Here is a 19396-nt window from a genome sequence, read left to right on the forward strand (position 1 = left end):
CACACTGGTGCTGCCGAGTATGAGTTCCGTCGATGTCCCTCGTGAACAGTGGGCTACCCGGATCGGGTTCATCTTCGCTGCCGTCGGGAGCGCAGTCGGCCTCGGGAACATCTGGCGGTTCCCGTTCCAGGTCGGTCAGGAGGGTGGGGCCGCGTTTCTGTTGATCTACCTGCTCTTTATCCTGCTCATCGGGTTTCCGGCGATGCTCGTCGAGTTCGTCGTCGGTCGGTACACCGAACGGAACCCTGTCGGGGCCTTGCAGGCGATCGGTAGCGGGCTCTGGCAGTACGTCGGCTGGATCTTCATCGTCACCACGTTCGTCATCCTGTCGTACTACAGCGTCGTCGCCGGCTGGACGATCCGCTACACCCTCCTCGGGCTTCAAGACGGCTATCTCGCCGACGCTTCCGAGGCAGAAGTTCAGTTCGTCGACCTCGCGACGGGACTCGACGCGATTGCCTTCCACGCGCTGTTCATGGCGATCGTGGTCGTCATCGTCGCCTACGGGATCCAACACGGGATCGAACTCGCGGTGAAGGTGATGGTCCCGGCGATCATCATCATCACGGTTGGGATGGCGATCTACGCGTTTACACTCGAGGGGGCAAGCGAGGCCTACGCCTACTATCTCTCGCCCGAGTGGGGGACGATCACCGCTGAGTGGACGAGCATCCTCCCCGCAGCAGCCGGACAGGCGTTTTTCACTCTCTCGCTCGGGATGGGCGTGATGATTACCTACGCCTCCTATCTCGGTGAAGACCGCAACCTTGCCGAAGACGGCGCGATCATCATCGGCTTCGACACCACAATCGCGTTTATTACCGGGCTGATCGTCTTCCCGATCCTCTTTACCGCGGGCGTCGATCCAGCCGACCCCGGTGCCGGCGCGATTTTCGTCTCGCTGGCGGCGGCGTTCGGTGACCTCACGCTCGGCTGGCTCATCGGTGCGCTCTTCTTTGGCACCGTCGCGGTCGCAGCCCTCTCGAGTGCCATCTCGCTGCTCGAGGTCGTCATCTCCTATCTGATCGACGAGCGCGATATCAGCCGCAGGACGGCGACGTTCGGCGTCGGTGTCGCACTGTTTCTGCTCGGCATCCCCTCGGCGTCTGACCTCGTCTTGCTCGACCTGTTCGATCTGTTCGCAGACCAGGTCCTGCTCGTGCTCGGTGGGCTGTTGTTGATGATCCTGATCGGCTGGTCGCTCCCTGACCTCGCCGTCGAGGAACTCGAGCTCGGAATCGGCGACCTCGACTCGCTCGGGTCGGCCTGGATCTGGGCCGTCAGGATTCCGGTCGTGCTGGTCCTGTTCGTTGCACTCGCACTCGGCGTGCTCGACTACTACGAGTTCCTCACCGTCGACTTCGCCGACTGGCTCGGCGACCAGTAGCCGTCGACCGCCGTCAGTCGGCGCCGTTGGCTTCCTCAGCTCCGTCGTGCCATATCGCCGGCAACAGCTCCATCCGACTGCCGAACAACAGCCCGAGCCCGACGACCAAACAACCGAAGAAGGCGATCAGAAACGCCGCCCCACCGGGGTTGATTACGAGCGCGACAGCCGCGCCAACCCACGCCAGCCAGGCGATCGCTTCCCAGGGTCGGCCGTCGTACAGCCGCCAACTCGACAGCGAGAGCGCGAACCCCCCGAGTGCGGCTGCAACAGCGATCCCCTCCACGACCGCTGACGCTGCGACCAGCGCCACGAACCCGGTGATCGCAACCGCGTCGATCCGATCCATCGTCATACTCGAGTCTGTCAGCGACGCGCCAAACCGCTACCGATTGTTCGTTACGACCCGACCTTTCGCCCGCGGTGGCGCGTGCTGTCGATCGGCCCGGGGTGCTCACGAGTGTCGATCGATGACACCGTGCGAGAGATGAGGGATCGAACGGAGTGAGCGAGTCGGATGGGGTGGGTGTGGAAATCCCGAGGAGCCAGTACGAGTAGCGTAGTGAGTCGTCGGCGAACTGGTGTACACTCGAGCAGCGACAACTGTGCCCAAAATTCAGTCGATCGTCACAACGCAGTCAATCGTCGCCCATCACGGGAGCGCTCGCTCGCACCTCGAGACGGTCGAGGTCGCTGATAAAGGAGGCCAGCATCTCGCGGGTAACATGGGGCATACAGACGACCCGGAGTTCGCCGGTTGCAGTCCGGGAGATACGCCACCCATCGGCTCGCAGAGCGTCGAACGTCGACCGCGGAAGGTCTGCCGCCACGAGCGGCAGCGTCGGCTCGACGACATCGTAGCCGCGTTTCTCGAGGGCGTCAGCGAGCCACTCAGCGTTGTGCTGTGCGCGGACGTACTGTTCGCGATACCCCTCGGGCCACAGCTCTCTCATCGCCGCGACCGCGCTTGCGACGCCAGCACCCGATCGGGTTCCAGTCAGCGTCGCCTGTGACGTCGACTCGAGATACGGCGTGTCGACGGCGAGCGCATCGAGCAGGTCATCCGAGCGAGCGAGTAGCCCACCAGCGGGGACAGCGGCCTGGCCCATCTTGTGCGGATCGATCGTCATCGTGTCGACTGGCGCGTGGCCGAAGTGCCACTCGTGGTCGGTAAACGGCAAAACGAACCCGCCCCAGGCAGCGTCGACGTGGAGCATGGCGCCGACCGACGCCGCAATATCGCCGAGTTCGGAGATCGGGTCGACGCGGCCGTACTCGGTCGTTCCCGCGACGCCGACCACCATCGCCGTCTGCTCGTCGACACATGCACGGACGGCCTCGAGATCAGCCCGAAACGAGTCGTCCGTCGGGACGATTCGAAGGTCGACGCCGAGGACGTCGGCAGCTTTCTGGAAACTGAAATGACCCGACTCCGGCATGACGACGTTCGGCGTTCGCGTCTCGGCGCGCTCACGAGCGATCCGAACGGCCTGAATGTTCGCTTCCGTCCCGCCGCTGGCGATGTAGCCCGCCGGCTCCTCGAGGCCGGTGATCTCGCCGAGCATCGCGACCGCGTCGTCCTCGAGTGCCGTGATCGTCGGATACGTGCCAGGATCGCCGGGGTTCGTCGCGAGAAACCGCTCGGCCGCCTCGCGCGCTACCGGGTGGGGCTCTGTACACATCGAGGAGAGCACCCGATCGAACGCCTGCGGCTCGATTTGCATATCACGTACGTCGATTTGGGCTAATTTATGCGTTCTGTTTGTCGAATTCACACCCACTGTGAGGAGGCGAGGCGGCGACTCGAGTATCGCCGTCGCTCGGGACCAACAGCCAAAAACGCGTCTAGACGGTGGTGATCAGCGAACCGAATCGAGCAACAGCTTCTGCTCGGTCCGTTTGACTTCGTGCTGGACATCGCGGACGGCGTCGATGTTCGCCGAAATCGAGCTCACACCTTCGTCGACGAGGAACTGGACCATCTCCGGTTTAGAGCCGGCCTGGCCACAGATGCTCGTGTCCACGTCGTGTTCGCGGCAGGTCTCGATGACGGTGCCGATAAGCCGCAGGATTGCGGGGTGAAGTTCGTCGAATCGATCAGCGACGTTCTCGTTGTTTCGGTCAACCGCGAGCGTATACTGGGTGAGATCGTTCGTGCCGAACGAGGCGAAGTCGATACCTGCCTCGGCCATTCCCTCGACGGACAGCGCGGCGGCCGGCGTCTCGATCATCGCCCCCCACTTGCGTTTGTCGGGGTCGATGCCGGCGTCTTTCATGAGCTCCTTTGCGCGGTAGACGTCCTCGGCGTCGTTGACCAGCGGGAGCATGATCTCGACGTTGTCATACCCCATCTCGTAGAGCCGGCGGAACGCCTCGAGTTCGTGGGCAAAGACGTCAGGCCGGTCGAGCGACCGCCGGATACCGCGGTAGCCGAGCATCGGATTATGCTCTTCGGGCTCGTCTTCGCCGCCCTCGAGCTGTCGGAACTCGTCGGTCGGCGCGTCGAGTGTCCGCACGCGAACGGGTCGTGGATAGAACTCGTCGGCGACGGTTCGAATCCCCTGAATGAGCTCTTTGATGTAGGCGTCGACGCTGTGTTCCTCGATGAACTTCTCCGGCGTCTGGTTCAGCGAGAGGATCATGTGTTCGGTCCGCAGGAGGCCAACGCCGTCGGCACCCGTCGCAGCCGCACGTTCTGCGGCTTCAGGGATCGAGACGTTGACCTTGACCTCGGTCGCGGTCATCGGTTTGACTGGCGACTGCGGGCGAACCTCCTCGACTGGTTCGGTCTCCTCGTCGTCTTCAACCGTCTTCCCCTCGAGGACCGCACCCTTGTCACCGTCGAGCGTGACGACCTGTCCATCTTCTAAGACCGTTGTGGCGTTGGTTGTCCCGACGATGGCCGGGACGCCCAGTTCGCGGGAGACGATCGCGGCGTGGCTGGTCATACCGCCCTCGTCGGTAATGATCCCGACGGCTCGTTTCATCGCTGGCACCATGTCCGGCATCGTCATCTCGGTCACGATGACGTCTCCCTCGTCGACTTTCGCCAGGTCGTCGAGCTTTTTGACGATCCGAGCTGCACCGCTGACCGTACCCGGGCTCGAGCCCAGTCCGTCGACGAGGACGCTACCGGTACTCGCACTCGAGGTGTCAGTGGTGCTGGCGGCTGCCGTCCCGCTGCCGTCGGTGACACCTTCGGAGACGTCGATGGCGGAGCCGGTAGCTGTCGCCTCACCGTTGCTCTCGCTGATCGTCGTGATGGGACGCGACTGGAGCATGAAGACCTCGTCACCGACGATTGCCCACTCGACGTCCTGCGGATTGTCGTAGTGGTCCTCGACGCGTTCGCCGAGATCGACGAGCTGTTCGATCTCGTCGTCGCTGAGAACGCGTTCGGTTCGTTTCGCCTCGGGCACCTCTCGCTCGACGGTCTGTCCAGTCTCCTCGTCTTTTTCGTGCATCACCTTCTTTTCGGCGACGGTGACGTCGATATCGCGGTCCTTGCGGGAGATAATGTAGTTATCCGGCGAGACAGCGCCGGAGACGACGGCTTCGCCGAGTCCCCACGCGGCCTCGATGATCATCGTCGGATCGCCGGTCGAGGGATGACTCGTGAACATCACACCCGACTTTTCGGCGTCGACCATCTGCTGAACCACGACGGCGATGTTGACCACCGAGTGATCGAAGCCTTGCTCCTGTCGGTAGTAGATCGCACGCTGAGTGAACAACGAGGCCCAGCACTCACGCACACGGTCAAGCAGCGCCTCCTCGGTGACGTTGAGGTACGTATCCTGTTGGCCCGCAAACGACGCATCGGGCAAGTCCTCTGCCGTCGCCGAGGACCGAACGGCGACGAACGCCTCGCCGTCACCGACCTCGCTGTAGGACTCGAGAATCTCCTCACGCAGCTCGTCGGGGAACGGCGTCTCGAGAATGAGTTCTTGCGCGCGATCGGCCGCGTCCGAAAGCGCACTCGAGTCGTCGACGTCGACATCGACGACCTCGAACAGTTCGTCGTCGATTTCAGCTTCTTCGATGAACGAACGGTACGTTCCGGCAGTTACTACGAATCCCGGTGGAACGGGTAGCCCAGCACCCGTAAGTTCTCCGAGGGAAGCACCTTTGCCGCCGACTTTCTCCAAGTCGCCAGCACTGATCTCGTCCAGCCAGAGTACAGCCATCTCTATGTTCGCAGACAGGCGAGTCAATAAAGAAGGTTGCGAACAGTCGCCACGATTCGAAACTCGAACCTGAATGAGAGTTGTGACGATGAGTGGGTTACAGTGCTCAACTCAGTCTGTGGCGTACACTGCGGCTCAGTGGCGACACGACCATTAAAAAATTATTTCGCGGCGGGTCAGACCGAGTCGCCACTACACGTTCCGAGCGATCGTCAGATAGCCCGTATGGCCGACTGGCGCGGTCGAAGGCCGGGAGCCACGATCGTCGAACTGCATCTCTCGCTGGATCGTCTCGCGCGTGCGGACGTTCGATAAGCCGGCCTCTCGAGCCGTCTCGACGACCTCGCGAGTCGACTCGATGAAAGGGCTGTAGATCGCGACGAAGCCACCCTCGACCAACAGCTCTGGTGCGTGGGCGACGATCGACGCCGCATCGCCCGTATCGAGTGTGAGGACGTCGAACGACTCGTCCTCGAGTTCCTCGAGTTCCTCGGTCAGATCGCCCGTGCGGACGTCGACGGCGTCGGCGACGCCGCCAAGTTCCATGTTCTCGCGAGCGACCTCGGCAAACTCCGGATTACGCTCGTAGGTGACGACCGAGGCCCCTGCGCGTGCCATCGACGCCGACAGGACGCCCGTGCCGGTCCCGGTGTCGAGCACGCGGTCGCCGCGGGAAATCCCCGTCTCGCCGATCACGAGACCGATATCGCGGGGCACCATCGGCGCACCCGTGCGCTCGAAGTGGTGAAACAGGTCCGGGCCGCGCAGCCGACGCACCTGGAACGCATCTCCCAGATGCGTCTCGATCGTCTCGCCTGGCTGGACGTCCTCGGGTACCTCGAGGACGCCGAGGTCGGTCCCCTGCTCGCCACCGGGGGCGACGAGATACTCGCGGTCACCCCGGACCAGCAAGACGGGAACACGGCCGCCTGCATCCTCGTCTGCTGGGTCCGCCTCGACTGCCTCGTCGGTATCTGGATCGCTACTCACGCGATCGTCACTCGAGGGAGCCGACTGCTGCGGCGAGGTCGCCGTCGTTTTCCTCGAGCGCCTCACGCGCCTCGTCTTCGCTGACGCCCGTCCGAGCGACGACGAGGTCGACGTCCTCGTCAGGGATCGCACTCGAGGCGTCATCGTCGCTGTCGGCACCAGCGATGGCACCGGCCGTGCCGGATTCGACCTGTTCTGGCGAGCCGATGACCTGATAGGTCTCCTGGCCGCGAGCGTCCATCTTCGTGACCTCGGCGTTGTCGAAGACGAGATCGTACTCGTCGGTCCGGATAATGACCTCTTCGGCCTCGATATCCTCGACATCGATCCCCATCTGTTTCATCATCTGTTCCATCTTGCGCGGGTTCAGTCCGCCGCCTCCTCCAAACATACCCGACACGTCGCCATCCGCGACCTTTTACTTTGTCGTTCGGACTACGCAGTTCGACAGCCCATCGCCGAACGAGAATCAACGTTTTCAACCGGCCAGCGAGACCATAGACGGTTCAATGGCCGATAAACTCGATTCGCTCCTCGAGTTGCTCGAATTGAAAGACGAACTGCGGACGGGGTGGGTCCTCCGGGGCATCGAGTCACCCGAGTCGGTCGCCGCTCACACATGGGGGACGGCCACACTGTGTCTCTTCTACGCCGACCGGGCCGACGTCGACCGCGACCGAGCCGTTTCGATGGCGCTCGTCCACGACCTCGCGGAGGCGCGCACGGGAGATATTCCGACCCGTGCCGCAGACGTCGATGACACACAAGAACTCTCGAGCGACGAAAAGGAACGCCTCGAGCGAGCCGCCATCACGGACCTGCTCGAGCCGTTCGAGACGGACGAGTGGCTGTCGCTCTGGGAGGAGTACGAGGCTCGAGAAACGCCGACCGCGCAGTTCGTCAAAGACATGGACCTGCTCGACAACTGCCTGCAGGCGCTGCAGTACGAACGCGAGGACCGCTACGACGAGACCGAACCAAACGATGCGTTTACCGAGTACGAGAACCTCGACGAGTTCTTCGCGACGGCTGCCCCGCGGCTCACCACGTCAGTCGGCAAATTGCTGTTCGAGCAGGTCAAAACGCGATACGAAGCGGAGATCGGACGTGACTGCATGCTTTGACCTGCGAACTGACTGCCGGCTCGAGCGAAATGAGTTGTGTGCAGTTTTCCACACCGGCCAACAGCTGAAAAAGCGTCTCGCAGCAGTGTCCGTCAACTGAACCAAGTTGCACACTGCTTGAGCAGCCGTCGTCTGCCTGGAGACGCGAAGCGAGGCTACTCCGCAGGCGCGCCTTCGCGCACGGCCACGGCAACCCCAGTGTCGAAGTCTTCGATGGCGTCAGCGCTGAGCTGTGCCGTCCCGACGGCGATCAGTTCGCCGCGCTCGTGGACGATCAGTACCTCGTCGCCGGGCCGGATCTCGTCACCCGCCTCGAGAACGAATTTCGCGAACACGTTCTTCTCGTCGCGGACGAACGGCTCGCTCTCGTCGTCGACGACGACGCGGTAGGCTGGATGCTCGAGGGCGTCGTGGAGTCGGCGGCCGCCCTCGAGTCCAAGGGTGAATCGGCCGTCGATACCAAAGGACACGAGACGTCCGGTTTCGGCGTGAACCTGCTGGGGACGTCCCGACGTGGTGCGTTTGATCGTCAGTGATTCGGTGGGTGGGAACAGTGCGTTGCCCGCGCCCGACCCGAACTGGTAGTCCGCGATCGTTCGAAGATTCGGGAGTCCCGCCTGTCCGTTCCCGTCGGCTGGCTCGCTCATTGGACGGGGTTTGACGTGGGCCGTCGAAAGCCCTTCGACCTCGCTTTTGATCGGAACGAGATAGCGAATATTATAATCCTCGACCGAGTAGTGTTGGTATCTCATGGACGTCACGCAAATCGGCCTCGGGGTTACCCTGCTCATTTTCGGCACCCTGACGCTGGCCGGCCCGGCCTCGTTCGTTTCGGGGACGGCCGTGTATCTCCTGACCGGTGTGACGCTTTTTATTACGGGCTACGCGCTGTTGATCGGCATCTCACAGCGTCGGTACTCGAATCAGTCCTGACCGCCGTCGGTCGTCTGCCGACTGCTCGTCGCTCACTGAGACGAACGCTTGTCAGTCAGTGCTGGTGTGTTCACGACGCGTGCGAGGCCATCGGGACATGGAGACTGCAGGCCGTCGACGACGTCGGCCGGACTCGAGACAGAGCAGCTAAAGGAGGAACGTTTCGTGGCGGTCGCCGAGGTCAAGAAACGAGTCGGTCGCTTCGATGAGTTCGTCGGCGGTCGACGATTCGAACGCCATCACTTCGACGCGGACGCCCTCGTGGCGCAGGTGTGAACAGAGCCGCGAGAAGTCGCCATCGCCAGTACAGAGGACGATCGTGTCGACGTGGTTCGCGAGTGTCACTGCGTCAAGGCTCATCCCGACGTCCCAATCCGCCTTTTTGGTGCCGTCGGCGAACGTTTTGATGTCCTTGATTTTGGGCTCGAAGCCGATATCGACGAGTGCCTCGAAGAAACTCTCCTCGTCGGGCGCTTCCGCGCGGATCACGTATGCGATGGCGCGAGTGAGTTGGCGATCCTGAACGGCTTTGTCGAGAAGCGCAGAGTAGTCGATATTGCGGCTGTAGATGCTCTGTGCCGTATGGTAGAGGTTCTGGGCGTCGACGAGAACGGCGACGCGCTGACCGGGATGAATTTCCGTCACGTCATATACTGTTATCGGTGGGTGTAAAAAATTACGTCGGTCGATGCGACCGAACTGCGGTCACTGCGTTGGGCCAGCCGACAAACGAGACGGGTCGGCTGTTAGCGGCGGAGGCGCTCGATGCGCTTTTCGGTCGGCGGGTGGGTCGCAAACAGCTGTGCCAGCAGGCTTTTATCCGAATTGAAGATACAAAGCGCGTTGACGTTGTCGTCGACTGTCGACTCGCGCCCTTCAGAACCGCGAGAGATCTTCTCGAGTGCGCGGGCGAGGGGATCACCGCTGCCGATGTGCTGGCGAGCGTCGGCGTCGGCGACGTACTCGCGGTAGCGCGAGATGGCCATCACGAAGATCAGCGTCAGCATCTGGGCAGCGATCGAGGCGGCGTAGGCGACGAAGAAGTTGTTGTCGTCGCGGACGAGGAAAAACACTGCGTAGCTCACGACCATCCCAACTGACTGACCGAGAATCATCGTGATGGTGTCGCGGTTGTTCAGGTGCGCCAGCTCGTGAGCGATGACGCCCTCGAGTTCGTCGCGGTCGAGCAACTGCATGAGCTCGGTCGAGACACAGACGACGCCAGCGCCTTTGCGCCCGGTCGCGAACGCGTTCGGAACGCCCATATCCTGCACGACGAGTTTGGGCTTGTCCAGTCCCATATCTCGCGAGAGCGATTCGGTCATCTGGTGGACCTCGCGATAGCGACCCTCGTTGGGCATCTCCTCGGTGCCACGGAGCGCCATCCACTTGCCGAACTTATACTGGGCGGCGGGCAGGACGACGATACTGACGAGGAGGACGGGAAGCAGCGGGACACCCCATGCCGTCGAAAAGAACAGGGCAGCCCCGAAGTAGAGGGCAAAGAGGATGGTCCCGACGATTGCCATCCGGAGTTTCAACTGTGTGTTTCGCATACCCAGCAGTAAGCAATCGAGAAGTATAAATGAAGCGGGAATCGGTCCAGAAATCGATAGCAGGTGTCATGATCTCGCCACAGTATACAGGCGAAGACACAACGAATAAGTTCGTCCAGCACAACCGCCAACGTATGCGTCACGTCGCTCATCGAACCGACACGCTCGTCGTGAGCGACGCCGTTTCTCACTTTTCGAAACGTAAACGCGTGTGAAGTGTGCTCGAGGCGGGGGTAGCGACCCCGTCCCGGGTGCGAGCCGAAGCCAGTCTGACTCGAGCGACGTCGAGTCGGGCACCCCACGCGTGAATCATCATAATAAAGTATCCAACGACCGACCCACACAGCAGTAGACAACCTATGACATCCACTATCGACTTCACCGGCGTCTTCCCCGCGATGTGTACGCCGTTCAACGACGACGAAAGTATCGACTTCGAAACCCTGCAGGCCGACGCCCAGCGACTCGAGGCAGCCGGCGTCGACGGCCTCGTCCCTGTTGGCTCGACCGGCGAATCCGCGACGCTGACCCACGACGAACACGTCGACGTCGTCGAAGCGGTCATCGAGGCCGTCGACGACGTCCCTGTTATTGCGGGTTCGGGCTCGAACAACACCCGCGAAGCGCTCGAACTCTCCGAGCGATCCGCCGAGGCTGGCGCTGACGGCCTCCTGCTGATCTCGCCGTACTACAACAAGCCCGAACAGCGCGGCTTCGTCGAGCATTATCGAACGATCGCCGACGCGATCGACCTCCCACAGATCGTCTACAACGTCCCCTCGCGGACGGGCCAGAACATCGAACCAGACACCGCCGTCGAACTCGCAAGTCACGAGAATATCGCGGGTTACAAGGCCGCAAGCGGCGATCTCGGCCAGATCGGCGAGATCGCAGAGCGAACAGTTGACGAGGAGTTCGCCGTTCTCTCGGGCGACGACGCACTCACCCTGCCAACCATCTCCGTCGGCGGCACGGGGACCATCAGTGTCTCTGCGAACATCGAACCCGAGCGCACGTGTGCGATGGTTGGTGCGGCCCTCGACGGCGATTACGACCGCGCTCGAGCGATCCATCACGAACTCGGCCCACTGTTCCGGGCGCTGTTCATCGAGACCAACCCGATTCCGGTCAAGGAAGCGATGGCGATCCGGGGCTACGGCCCAGCACGGATGCGCTCGCCGCTGACCCGACTTTCCGAGGAGCACCGTGCCGGCCTCGAGGCCGTTCTCGCTGATCTCGAGGCCGAACCGGCCGCCGTCGCCGACGGCAGCGGAGAGGGTGATCGATGACGGTCCGCGTCGGCGTCACCGGCGCGACGGGCCGGATGGGGCGAGAAGTGATCGCTGCAGTCGACGACCACGCCGACTGTGAGGTCGTCTTCGCTGTTTCCCGAAGCCCCGACGGTGAGACGGTCGACGGCGTCGAGATCGAGTCCGCGGACGAGATCGACTCGCTGCTCGTCGAGCGCGAACCGACGGCCGTCATCGATTTTACTGGTCCCGAATCGGCTGTCGAGTACGCGGCGGCCTGCGCTGGGGCCGACGTCGCGTTCGTCACTGGTACGACCGGCTTCGACGACGCCCACCTCGAGGCCCTCGAGGAGGCAAGCGAGGAGATCGCCGTTCTTCATGCGCCGAACTTCGCCCGCGGGGTCCAGGCCCTGCTGAACGTCGTCGGCGAGGCCGTCCAGAACCTGCCGGGGTACGACGTCGAACTGGTCGAGACTCACCACAACGCAAAGCGCGACGCGCCCAGTGGCACGGCAAACCGCCTGCTCACCGAGATCGAAGCCAACGGTGAGTTCACTGAGCGCACGCACGGCCGGGAAGGTGAACAGCCACGCGAGGCCGGCGAGATCGGTGTCCACGCGCTCCGTGGTGGTAACATCACGGGCGAACACGAAGTGCTCCTCGCGGGCAACCACGAGGAACTACGCCTCACTCACCGCGCCGAGGATCGAGGAGTCTTCGCGGCGGGTGCCGTCGACGCGGCGGCGTGGATCGCTGGACAAAAGGCAGGCTGGTACGACTTTGCGGACGTGATTGCCGAATGAGCGCACTCGAGAGCGAAATCACGGAGCTGTGGGGACAGTACCAGAACGACGACGTCAGCGCCGACTCCGCCGGCGAGGACGCGTATGCCACCCTTGACGCCTTCCTCGATTCCCTCGAGGCCGGCGAGATCCGCGCCGCCGAGAAACACGGCGACGCGTGGGAGGCAAACGAGTGGGTCAAACAGGGCATCCTGCTCAACTTCGGCCTGCGCGCGACCGAGCCCCGCGAGTACGGCGGCGTCACGTACAACGACGTCCTCCCGCTTGCGGACTCGAGCGACTACGGCGACCGGGGGAGCCGCAACACGCCCGACGGCACCGTCGTCCGCCGCGGTGCCCACATCGGCTCGGACTGTATCCTGATGAGTCCGGCGTTCGTCAACATCGGTGCCCACGTCGGCGACGGCACCCTCGTCGACTCCTGTGATACGGTGGGCTCGTGTGCCCAGATCGGTGCGAACGTCAAACTCGGCGCGAACACCCTGATCGGTGGCGTGCTCGAGCCAGTCGAGAACGCACCGGTCATCATCGAGGACAACGTCTCGCTGGGCGCTGGCTGTCGCGTCACGAGTGGCTTTGTCGTCGGCGAGAACAGCGTCGTCGGCGAGAACACGCTGCTGACACCGCGCATTCCGGTGTACGACCTCGTCGAGGAGGAAGTGCTCTACGGCGAACTGCCCGCCGACCGACGCGCCTTTACTCGCTTTGTCGAGTCCTCGATCAGCGACCACGACCTCTTCGAGGGCGGGGCGTACAAGCCCGCTGTCGTTGCGACCGACCTTCAGACGGAGACCCTCGAGGCGACCGAGCGCGAAGACACGCTCCGAGAGTAACCCCAACCGCTCACAGCCGTCGGTCCAGCACCGACTGTGCGACAGCGCGGGACGACACGAAACCGTTTTTACACCTGAGTGAAAGGCTGGCCCAATGGGAACGACCGATGAGGACCGGGTCTACTACGTCATCAGCGATCTCCACATCGGTGGTGACGAGCAACTCGAGAACGTCGAGTTTCTCGATGAGTTGCTGGCGTTTCTCGAGCGACTCGAGCAGACCGACGAGCCGGCCGAGTTGGTGATCAACGGCGACGCCTTCGGCCTCTGGGAGTTTACCACGATTTCGGGAATCGAGAAGTTCGACGCGCTCGAGGAGACGTATCCGGAGCTGTTCGAGCAGTTCCGGGCGACCGGGGAAAACATCCCGATCACGATGGTGCCGGGCAATCACGACCACGAGTTGGCCGCCTACGACGAGTACGTCGAGCGCTTTGCCGAGTACAACGTCGACCTCGTCCAGGAGCAGTCGATCACGCGGCCGGTCGGCAGCCGGACGATTCACTTCGAACACGGCCATCAACAGGATCCCAACAATCGGATCGAAGACTGGGGGAATCCGTACGCCACGCCGCTTGGCTACTTCTACAATACGCTCGTCACCAGCCGAGCAGGACAGCTTTCGGATCGAGGCCGGTACAACTGGCTGAAAGACGTCCAGGCGGTAACACCCACTGAACGGATGCCGGTGTGGCTCCTCTCGAAGTACTTTTACCGCGAAATGAACCCGCTGCTTCGGTACGCGCTGGTCCCGTTTCTGTTACTGTTCAACATCAGCATTCTCCTCGTCATTCTGACGAGCCTTGACCTTGCAGGCATCTGGTCGATGCCGGTCGAGCGAACGACCGGCTTCCTCAGCCAGTTCGGCACGGCTGGCACGGCAGTCTGGTTCCTGCTCGCTATCAACGTCACGATCACCGGGTTAGTGATGCTCGTCGGGATTCCGCTGTATTTCATCCGACGAGACGTCAGGAAGACCGTCAGCCGGTTCGGGATCTTCGAGACCGAACTCACTGTCGATGCCGAGACGCCTTACGCCGAGGCGGCCCGCGAAGTCTTCGAGGACGACCCGGAGACGGCCATCTTCTGTTACGGCCACACCCACCGTCCGCGGCTGCAGGAACTCGAGGGCGGCGTGGCAGTCAACACCGGGACGTGGCTCAAACGTCTCCATCGACGCGACGGGATCACCGGCATCCTCCCGCCAGTGTTCTACCCGTCCTACCAGCTGTGTACGGTCCGTATCGCCGCCGAACCCGAGGCTGGCGGCATAGCCATCGACTACGAGGCCGTTGAGAAACCGAGCCCGAAAGCCGAGGAACTCACGCTCACCGAACGGCTGTTCACCGTCGGCCGAGAGCCCGAACTCGAGTTACCCGACGGGACGGTTATCGAAGACGAGGTGCAGGTCTCGGAACCACAGCCGGCCGAGTAAGCGAGAGAGGGGGACCGCGCTCACCGCTCGCGAATCCAAAGCCTTGAGGTCGAGCGGTTGCGTACACGCGGTAATGACGACACTCGAGGGATCGCCGGCGGTTCGCCGGCTGACAGCGTGGGAGCCGACGAGACTCGAGTCCCTTGCGGGAGCGTACGGGACGCCGTTGTACGTCCTCGATCTCGATCGAGTCAGAGAAAATGCACGCCGACTCGAATCAGCGTTTCCCGACGCCGAGATTCTCTACGCCGTGAAGGCAAACGCCCTCAGCGACGTCCTCGAGACGCTTCACGGGGAGGGGGTCGGCCTCGAGTGTGCGTCTGCGGGCGAACTCAGGCGTGCAGTCGCCGTCACCGACAGCGGGGCTGACGTCCATTATACGGCCGTCAACCCGCCGGCCCGCGATCTCGACATCGCTGTCGAGGCCTGGGAAGAGCACCCCGAGCTGACGATCACTGCTGGAGCCGAGGACACGATCGACCGCCTCGAAGAGCGCGGCTACGACGGCCGACTCTGTCTCCGAGTCAACCCCGGGATCGGAGCCGGCCACCACGAGAAGGTCCAGACCGGTGCGAACGCGAAGTTCGGTGTCCCAGCCGAACGCGCCGTCGACGTGCTCGCGGATGCTGCCGACCGCGGCTTCGATGTCGTCGGTATCCACGCCCACGTCGGCTCTGGTGTCTCGAGCGACCAGCTCGACGCCCACCGGGAGTTCGTCTCGCGGATGGGTGAGCTAGCCCGGTCAGTCACGGAGGCGGTCGGCGACCTCGAGTTTCTCGACATCGGTGGCGGCTTCGGCGTTCCCTACCGCGAGGACGACGCGCCGCTGGATCTCGAGGCGGTCGCCGACGCGACCCGCGAGGCAGTCGGCGACGTGGACGCGCAACTGACGATCGAACCCGGTCGCTACTTCGTCGCCGACGCCGGCGTCCTGTTGACCGAGGTTAATACGGTCAAGGACGCACGCGAGACGACGCTCGTCGGCGTCGACGCCGGCATGACGACGCTCTTGCGGCCCGCGATGTACGACGCGTACCATCCGATTCGAAATCTCACTGCCGACTCGAGTGACACCGAACGTAGTCGCGAGGAGACGGCACAGACCATCGCCGGCCCGATCTGTGAGAGCGGGGACGTTTTCTGTGCGGACCGCAAACTCCCGGCAAGCGAGCGCGGGGACCTCCTCGCGATCGGAAACACTGGCGCGTACGGCTACGAGATGGCCAACCAGTACAACTCCCGTCCTCGACCCGCCTCCGTCGTCATCGACGACGGCGTCGCGCGACTCGCTCGCCGACGCGAAACGATCGACGACGTTACGAGAGTCGAACGCGAGAGTTGATTCATCTCGATCGTCTCGACGGTGGAAGACGACGCACTCTCACCCACCACGGCGAGCGAGAACATGCAAAGCAGACAGCCGACCCTGAATCGGCTCCGACTCCGACAGCAATACAGCCTACCGAACGATGACCGTTCCATTCCAAAAGTACCACGGCACCGGCAACGACTTTCTGATCATCCATGCGGCCGAATACGTCCCCGACCGGGCCGCACTCGCCAAACGCGAGTGTGACCGCGACACCGGCGTCGGTGCCGACGGGATCCTCTATCTCGCCTTAGAGGAAGATTTCAACCCACCACGCGTCGTGATGACGCTGGTCCAGCCCGACGGCTCGACAGCACCCATGTGTGGCAACGGCGCTCGCTGTGCCGCCGAGTGGGCCATGCAACGTACCGACACCGACAGCGTCATGATCGACACACAGGCAGGCACCCTCCGCGCGGATCGAACTGCCGACGGCATCACCGTCGAGATGGGGTCGCCGACGTTTGCTCCCGAAGACATCCCCGTCGACGCCGACGAACCTGTCTTCGAGGAGTCGATCGAAGGCCTCGAGGTCTCCGTCGTCAACACCGGCGTCCCACACGCCGTCGCGTTCGTCGACGACGTCGGCGACGTCGACCTCGAGGAGATCGCTCCGCCGGTTCGCCACGCTGACGTCTTCCCGAAAGGAACGAACGTCACGATCGCCAGCCCCGACGGCGACGGCAGCTTCCGCCAGCGAACGTACGAGCGCGGTGTCGAAGGCGAAACCGACTCCTGTGGCACCGGCGCGGTCGCCATCGCCGTCGTCGCGCGTCGACTCGGGCTCACTGACGCCGACCCGGTCGCCGTCTCGCCACCGGGTGGCGAACTCAACGTAAGCTTCAACGACCGCGGGCGGGCGACGCTCGCCGGCCCCGTCGAACACGAGTTCGATGGCGAAGTTGTCGACGCGATCGGAACGGCCGAACAGTGACTGGAAACCGATCCGACGCGGCGGACACCGACAGCAGTCGACAGTTCGATCCCGTCGACTTCCTCGAGACAGCCGTCCAGACGGCCTCCCACGAGGACGTCAGCCCGATGCGAGAGTTCCTCTGTGAGACGCTCGAGGTCCACGGCATCGAGCCCCGCGTCGACGACGGCGGGAACGTGCTGGCGACTCGTGGCCCGGCCGACGCCGACACCCACGTCGTGTTGAACACCCATATCGACACCGTCTCGCCACACGTCCCCTTCGAACGCGACCGAGAGGGGACAGCGGCCGGCGGAAGCGACGTGATCCGTGGGCGGGGCTCCTGTGATGCAAAAGGGCCACTTGCCGCGCTGTTGGCAGCCTTTTTCGCCGTCGAACCCGCCGACGGCCGCGTCACGCTCGCGATCACGCCTGACGAGGAAGTGCTCTCGACGGGCGCGTACGAACTGGTTTCCGGCTCCGGTTCGCCGACTCGAGACGCCGACGCAGTGATCGTTGGCGAACCCACGAACCTCGACGTCTGTACGGCCGCGAAAGGCCGTTTTCAGGGCACGATTCACCTGACTGGGGCCAACGCCCACGCGGCTGAACCCCATACCGGTGTCAACGCCGTCGCCGCCCTCGAGGCCGTCCTCGAGGCGATCCGAACGTTCGGCGACCGCGAGGACGCGCCACCGACGCATCCCCAACTCGGTGCGGCGACGCTGACGCCGACGGTCGTCACGGGTGGCGAAGCGACCAATCAAGTGCCGGCCGACTGCGCGCTGACGGTCGATCGCCGAAGCGTGCCCCCGGAAACGGCTGATGCGTTCCACACCGCGTTGACCGACCAGTTGCAGGCGGCCGTGCCCGACGACATCGGCGTCGAGTTCCGGTTCACCGACCGGCCAACGCCGTTTCTCGAGGCCTGGGATACCGACCCCGACGCGCGGGTCGTCGACCTGCTCGCCGACGCTGCCGGCGGCGACGTGCGGCCGTTCACCGCGGCGACCGAAGCCTCCTACTTCGCGACGGACGCACCGACGGTCGTCTTCGGCCCCGGTGTGCTCGCCGACGAGGTCGGCGCCGTCGCCCACGCGCCGCGGGAGTATGTGCGCGTCGAGGCAGTTCGCGAGGCCGCTGGGGCACTCGAGGCGACGCTCGCAGCGTTGCTCGAGTAACAGGGCTGTTTTCGACGCCGAGACTGTTCCTCAGATCGCCATCAACACGATCGCGAGCACGCTTGCTGCGATGGCGGCGATCTTTCGGGGTGTCACCGCCTCTTCGAACGCGAGGATGCCGACGAACGAACTGATCACGATGAACAACCCGAAAATCGGGACGACGACGCTGACGGGGCCGAGTGAGAGCGCGCGATAGTAACTCAAGAGCCCAACAGCCAGCAGAACACCCATCACGAGGATGTGCGGACTGTATCGGTGGCGAAGGTAGTTCCGAAGCGGCAGCCGCCGAATGACGACCACCGCACCGACGGCGACGAGCATCACCGAGTTCGAGAGGAAGACGGCGGTCGTACTCGGAATGTCGGTCATCGCGATCGAGAGCAGCGGTGCGACGAGACTGTACGTGAAACAGGCAACCACCGAGAGCGCGAGATAGCGTCGCATCAGCGATCACCACTCGCCGCCAGATAGATCGCGAGGACGGCGACCGCGATGCCGGCAGCGCGGGTGCCGGTCAACTCCTCACCGAGAAAGACGATGCCGACGACGGAGCTGCCGACGATGAACAGCCCATAGATCGGCACGACGACGCTGACTGGCCCGGCCTCGAGGGCGGAGTAGTAGGCGAGGATGCCGGCGGCGAGAAAGAGGCCGGCGACGTAGACGTATCCCGCTGCCGGCGTCGTCGCATACGCCGGTTCGGCGGTTCCAGTCACGAGAAGCACCCCGAGCGTGAGCAGCAGAAAGACTGCCGTGGAGAGAAACAGGGCGACTGCCGGCGGAACGGCCCTCGTAACAACGCTCGTCAGCGGCGGGATGAAGCCGTAGGCGACGAGCGCAACGGCGACCCACAGGAGATACTCCATGTACCGAGAGACACCTATCGAGGGAGTTATCTGTACCGGTCGATGCACCGGCGGTAAGAGACGTTAGTCGCCGTATATCCACTAGCAGTCGTGTTCGCCCATGGAGCGCCCTATCCTGGAAAGACCGGTGTCCGAACCCGATCCAGAGCACGGGTCGTCGTCTCGATCAAACCCGACGAATCAGCCATTTGAGGGGGAGTCTACGACAGTCGGACAGGACAGTTGGTTGTCGCTCGAGTGGCTCGACAGAGCCGTACTGCCGGCCTGCGATGAACGCGGTGGATCCTGCCCAGCTCACCATCGAGTCGAAATATACAACAGTGCGATCATACCGAGAATCGCCAGCACGAACAGCGCGATCGTGGCGATTTCCGGATAGAGGGCGTCGATCATCGCATCGCTCATACCTGTGATTTGGCGTAATCGAACAAAGCGGTGTTGATTCTACCAGTGCTTCGGACAGAGTAGTGGACGACCGTCGATAGCAGTTTCACCCCCCTCGGTCAGAACGGAATTCGGTGCGTTCTCTGGAGGACGTCACCGATCGTTCACGAACCCTAACGAGA

20 protein-coding genes are annotated in these 19396 nt (G+C 63.3%); 10 read left to right on the top strand and 10 right to left on the bottom strand.

Going from position 1 to position 19396, the window contains the following annotated elements; all coding sequences use genetic code 11:
• The first annotated feature begins 19 nt into the window (after positions 1-19).
• Positions 20-1387 (top strand): sodium-dependent transporter, encoded by a 1368-nt coding sequence (locus DV706_RS03335; RefSeq protein WP_006066560.1) that lies wholly within the window; start codon positions 20-22, stop codon positions 1385-1387.
• 13 nt (positions 1388-1400) lie between these two features.
• Here DV706_RS03335 and DV706_RS03340 read toward each other — a convergent pair whose 3' ends face one another.
• From DV706_RS03340 to DV706_RS03360, 5 genes are all read right to left on the bottom strand, one after another.
• Positions 1401-1742: a hypothetical protein gene (locus DV706_RS03340; protein ID WP_006066559.1), complete on the bottom strand. Its 342-nt coding sequence runs from the start codon at positions 1740-1742 to the stop codon at positions 1401-1403.
• A 283-nt stretch (positions 1743-2025) separates the two neighbouring features.
• A complete protein-coding gene (gene mfnA / locus DV706_RS03345) occupies positions 2026-3111 on the bottom strand; it encodes a tyrosine decarboxylase MfnA (protein WP_006066558.1) in 1086 nt (361 codons plus the stop codon).
• Between the two features lie 135 nt (positions 3112-3246).
• A complete protein-coding gene (gene ppsA, locus DV706_RS03350) occupies positions 3247-5574 on the bottom strand; it encodes a phosphoenolpyruvate synthase (RefSeq protein ID WP_006066557.1) in 2328 nt (775 codons plus the stop codon).
• Between the two features lie 192 nt (positions 5575-5766).
• The gene (locus DV706_RS03355; protein ID WP_006066556.1) at positions 5767-6564 is read right to left on the bottom strand and encodes a methyltransferase domain-containing protein; all 798 of its coding nucleotides are present in this window, start codon (positions 6562-6564) and stop codon (positions 5767-5769) included.
• 7 nt (positions 6565-6571) lie between these two features.
• Entirely contained in the window at positions 6572-6955 is a 384-nt protein-coding gene (locus tag DV706_RS03360) for a nascent polypeptide-associated complex protein (RefSeq protein WP_006066555.1), read from the bottom strand.
• Between the two features lie 118 nt (positions 6956-7073).
• Here DV706_RS03360 and DV706_RS03365 point away from each other — a divergent pair, with 118 nt between their 5' ends.
• On the top strand, positions 7074-7688 hold the full coding sequence (locus tag DV706_RS03365) for an HD domain-containing protein (RefSeq protein ID WP_006066554.1): 615 nt from the start codon (positions 7074-7076) through the stop codon (positions 7686-7688).
• A gap of 155 nt (positions 7689-7843) precedes the next feature.
• On the opposite strand, the gene DV706_RS03370 is transcribed toward DV706_RS03365, so the two are convergent.
• On the bottom strand, positions 7844-8335 hold the full coding sequence (locus DV706_RS03370) for a PUA domain-containing protein (RefSeq protein ID WP_049889834.1): 492 nt from the start codon (positions 8333-8335) through the stop codon (positions 7844-7846).
• A 103-nt stretch (positions 8336-8438) separates the two neighbouring features.
• On the opposite strand from DV706_RS03370, the gene DV706_RS03375 reads away from it, so the two are divergent.
• The gene (locus DV706_RS03375) at positions 8439-8621 is read left to right on the top strand and encodes a hypothetical protein (protein ID WP_006066552.1); all 183 of its coding nucleotides are present in this window, start codon (positions 8439-8441) and stop codon (positions 8619-8621) included.
• A 147-nt stretch (positions 8622-8768) separates the two neighbouring features.
• Here the strand turns inward: DV706_RS03375 and DV706_RS03380 are convergent, their stop codons facing one another.
• Both DV706_RS03380 and DV706_RS03385 read right to left on the bottom strand, forming a co-directional pair.
• Positions 8769-9266, bottom strand: a complete 498-nt coding sequence (locus DV706_RS03380) for a LabA-like NYN domain-containing protein (protein ID WP_006066551.1) — start codon at positions 9264-9266, stop codon at positions 8769-8771.
• A 101-nt stretch (positions 9267-9367) separates the two neighbouring features.
• Positions 9368-10177, bottom strand: coding sequence for a M48 family metallopeptidase (locus DV706_RS03385; protein ID WP_006066550.1), 810 nt, complete (start codon positions 10175-10177; stop codon positions 9368-9370).
• Positions 10178-10536: 359 nt separating this feature from the next.
• Here DV706_RS03385 and dapA point away from each other — a divergent pair, with 359 nt between their 5' ends.
• The 7 genes from dapA (at position 10537) to DV706_RS03420 (ending at position 17961) form a co-directional block, all read left to right on the top strand.
• Complete coding sequence (dapA, locus tag DV706_RS03390; RefSeq protein ID WP_006066549.1) at positions 10537-11466, top strand: 4-hydroxy-tetrahydrodipicolinate synthase; 930 nt, start codon at positions 10537-10539, stop codon at positions 11464-11466.
• The gene (gene dapB, locus DV706_RS03395; protein ID WP_006066548.1) at positions 11463-12230 is read left to right on the top strand and encodes a 4-hydroxy-tetrahydrodipicolinate reductase; all 768 of its coding nucleotides are present in this window, start codon (positions 11463-11465) and stop codon (positions 12228-12230) included. Before dapA ends, dapB begins: the two co-directional genes overlap by 4 nt.
• Positions 12227-13063 (top strand): 2,3,4,5-tetrahydropyridine-2,6-dicarboxylate N-succinyltransferase, encoded by an 837-nt coding sequence (locus DV706_RS03400; RefSeq protein ID WP_006066547.1) that lies wholly within the window; start codon positions 12227-12229, stop codon positions 13061-13063. The genes dapB and DV706_RS03400 overlap by 4 nt, the downstream gene beginning before the upstream one ends.
• Before the next feature lie 94 nt (positions 13064-13157).
• Positions 13158-14498 carry a metallophosphoesterase gene (locus DV706_RS03405; RefSeq protein ID WP_006066546.1) on the top strand — a complete coding sequence of 447 codons (1341 nt, stop codon included), beginning with the start codon at positions 13158-13160 and terminating at the stop codon, positions 14496-14498.
• A 73-nt stretch (positions 14499-14571) separates the two neighbouring features.
• On the top strand, positions 14572-15840 hold the full coding sequence (gene lysA / locus DV706_RS03410; protein WP_006066545.1) for a diaminopimelate decarboxylase: 1269 nt from the start codon (positions 14572-14574) through the stop codon (positions 15838-15840).
• Positions 15841-15967: 127 nt separating this feature from the next.
• Positions 15968-16801: a diaminopimelate epimerase gene (gene dapF, locus DV706_RS03415; RefSeq protein WP_136350787.1), complete on the top strand. Its 834-nt coding sequence runs from the start codon at positions 15968-15970 to the stop codon at positions 16799-16801.
• On the top strand, positions 16798-17961 hold the full coding sequence (locus DV706_RS03420) for a M20 family metallopeptidase (protein WP_006066544.1): 1164 nt from the start codon (positions 16798-16800) through the stop codon (positions 17959-17961). Before dapF ends, DV706_RS03420 begins: the two co-directional genes overlap by 4 nt.
• A gap of 30 nt (positions 17962-17991) precedes the next feature.
• Here the strand turns inward: DV706_RS03420 and DV706_RS03425 are convergent, their stop codons facing one another.
• Together DV706_RS03425 and DV706_RS03430 are read right to left on the bottom strand one after the other, a co-directional pair.
• Positions 17992-18408, bottom strand: a complete 417-nt coding sequence (locus tag DV706_RS03425; protein WP_136350788.1) for an EamA family transporter — start codon at positions 18406-18408, stop codon at positions 17992-17994.
• Positions 18408-18830, bottom strand: a complete 423-nt coding sequence (locus DV706_RS03430; RefSeq protein ID WP_006066542.1) for an EamA family transporter — start codon at positions 18828-18830, stop codon at positions 18408-18410. The genes DV706_RS03425 and DV706_RS03430 overlap by 1 nt, the downstream gene beginning before the upstream one ends.
• Positions 18831-19396: the final 566 nt, after the last annotated feature.

Source organism: Natronorubrum bangense (genome assembly GCF_004799645.1).
Classification (GTDB): domain Archaea; phylum Halobacteriota; class Halobacteria; order Halobacteriales; family Natrialbaceae; genus Natronorubrum; species Natronorubrum bangense.

Bases quoted from the DNA above. Each gene is read 5' to 3' on its own strand.
- dapF (WP_136350787.1), top strand. From the start codon at position 15,968: ATGACCGTTCCATTCCAAAAGTACCACGGCACCGGCAACGACTTTCTG.
- DV706_RS03425 (WP_136350788.1), bottom strand. From the start codon at position 18,408: ATGCGACGCTATCTCGCGCTCTCGGTGGTTGCCTGTTTCACGTACAGT.
- ppsA (WP_006066557.1), bottom strand. From the start codon at position 5,574: ATGGCTGTACTCTGGCTGGACGAGATCAGTGCTGGCGACTTGGAGAAA.
- mfnA (WP_006066558.1), bottom strand. From the start codon at position 3,111: ATGCAAATCGAGCCGCAGGCGTTCGATCGGGTGCTCTCCTCGATGTGT.
- DV706_RS03430 (WP_006066542.1), bottom strand. From the start codon at position 18,830: ATGGAGTATCTCCTGTGGGTCGCCGTTGCGCTCGTCGCCTACGGCTTC.
- dapA (WP_006066549.1), top strand. From the start codon at position 10,537: ATGACATCCACTATCGACTTCACCGGCGTCTTCCCCGCGATGTGTACG.
- DV706_RS03400 (WP_006066547.1), top strand. From the start codon at position 12,227: ATGAGCGCACTCGAGAGCGAAATCACGGAGCTGTGGGGACAGTACCAG.
- dapB (WP_006066548.1), top strand. From the start codon at position 11,463: ATGACGGTCCGCGTCGGCGTCACCGGCGCGACGGGCCGGATGGGGCGA.
- DV706_RS03370 (WP_049889834.1), bottom strand. From the start codon at position 8,335: ATGAGCGAGCCAGCCGACGGGAACGGACAGGCGGGACTCCCGAATCTT.
- DV706_RS03385 (WP_006066550.1), bottom strand. From the start codon at position 10,177: ATGCGAAACACACAGTTGAAACTCCGGATGGCAATCGTCGGGACCATC.
- DV706_RS03405 (WP_006066546.1), top strand. From the start codon at position 13,158: ATGGGAACGACCGATGAGGACCGGGTCTACTACGTCATCAGCGATCTC.
- DV706_RS03365 (WP_006066554.1), top strand. From the start codon at position 7,074: ATGGCCGATAAACTCGATTCGCTCCTCGAGTTGCTCGAATTGAAAGAC.
- DV706_RS03375 (WP_006066552.1), top strand. From the start codon at position 8,439: ATGGACGTCACGCAAATCGGCCTCGGGGTTACCCTGCTCATTTTCGGC.
- DV706_RS03335 (WP_006066560.1), top strand. From the start codon at position 20: ATGAGTTCCGTCGATGTCCCTCGTGAACAGTGGGCTACCCGGATCGGG.
- DV706_RS03360 (WP_006066555.1), bottom strand. From the start codon at position 6,955: ATGTTTGGAGGAGGCGGCGGACTGAACCCGCGCAAGATGGAACAGATG.
- lysA (WP_006066545.1), top strand. From the start codon at position 14,572: ATGACGACACTCGAGGGATCGCCGGCGGTTCGCCGGCTGACAGCGTGG.
- DV706_RS03340 (WP_006066559.1), bottom strand. From the start codon at position 1,742: ATGACGATGGATCGGATCGACGCGGTTGCGATCACCGGGTTCGTGGCG.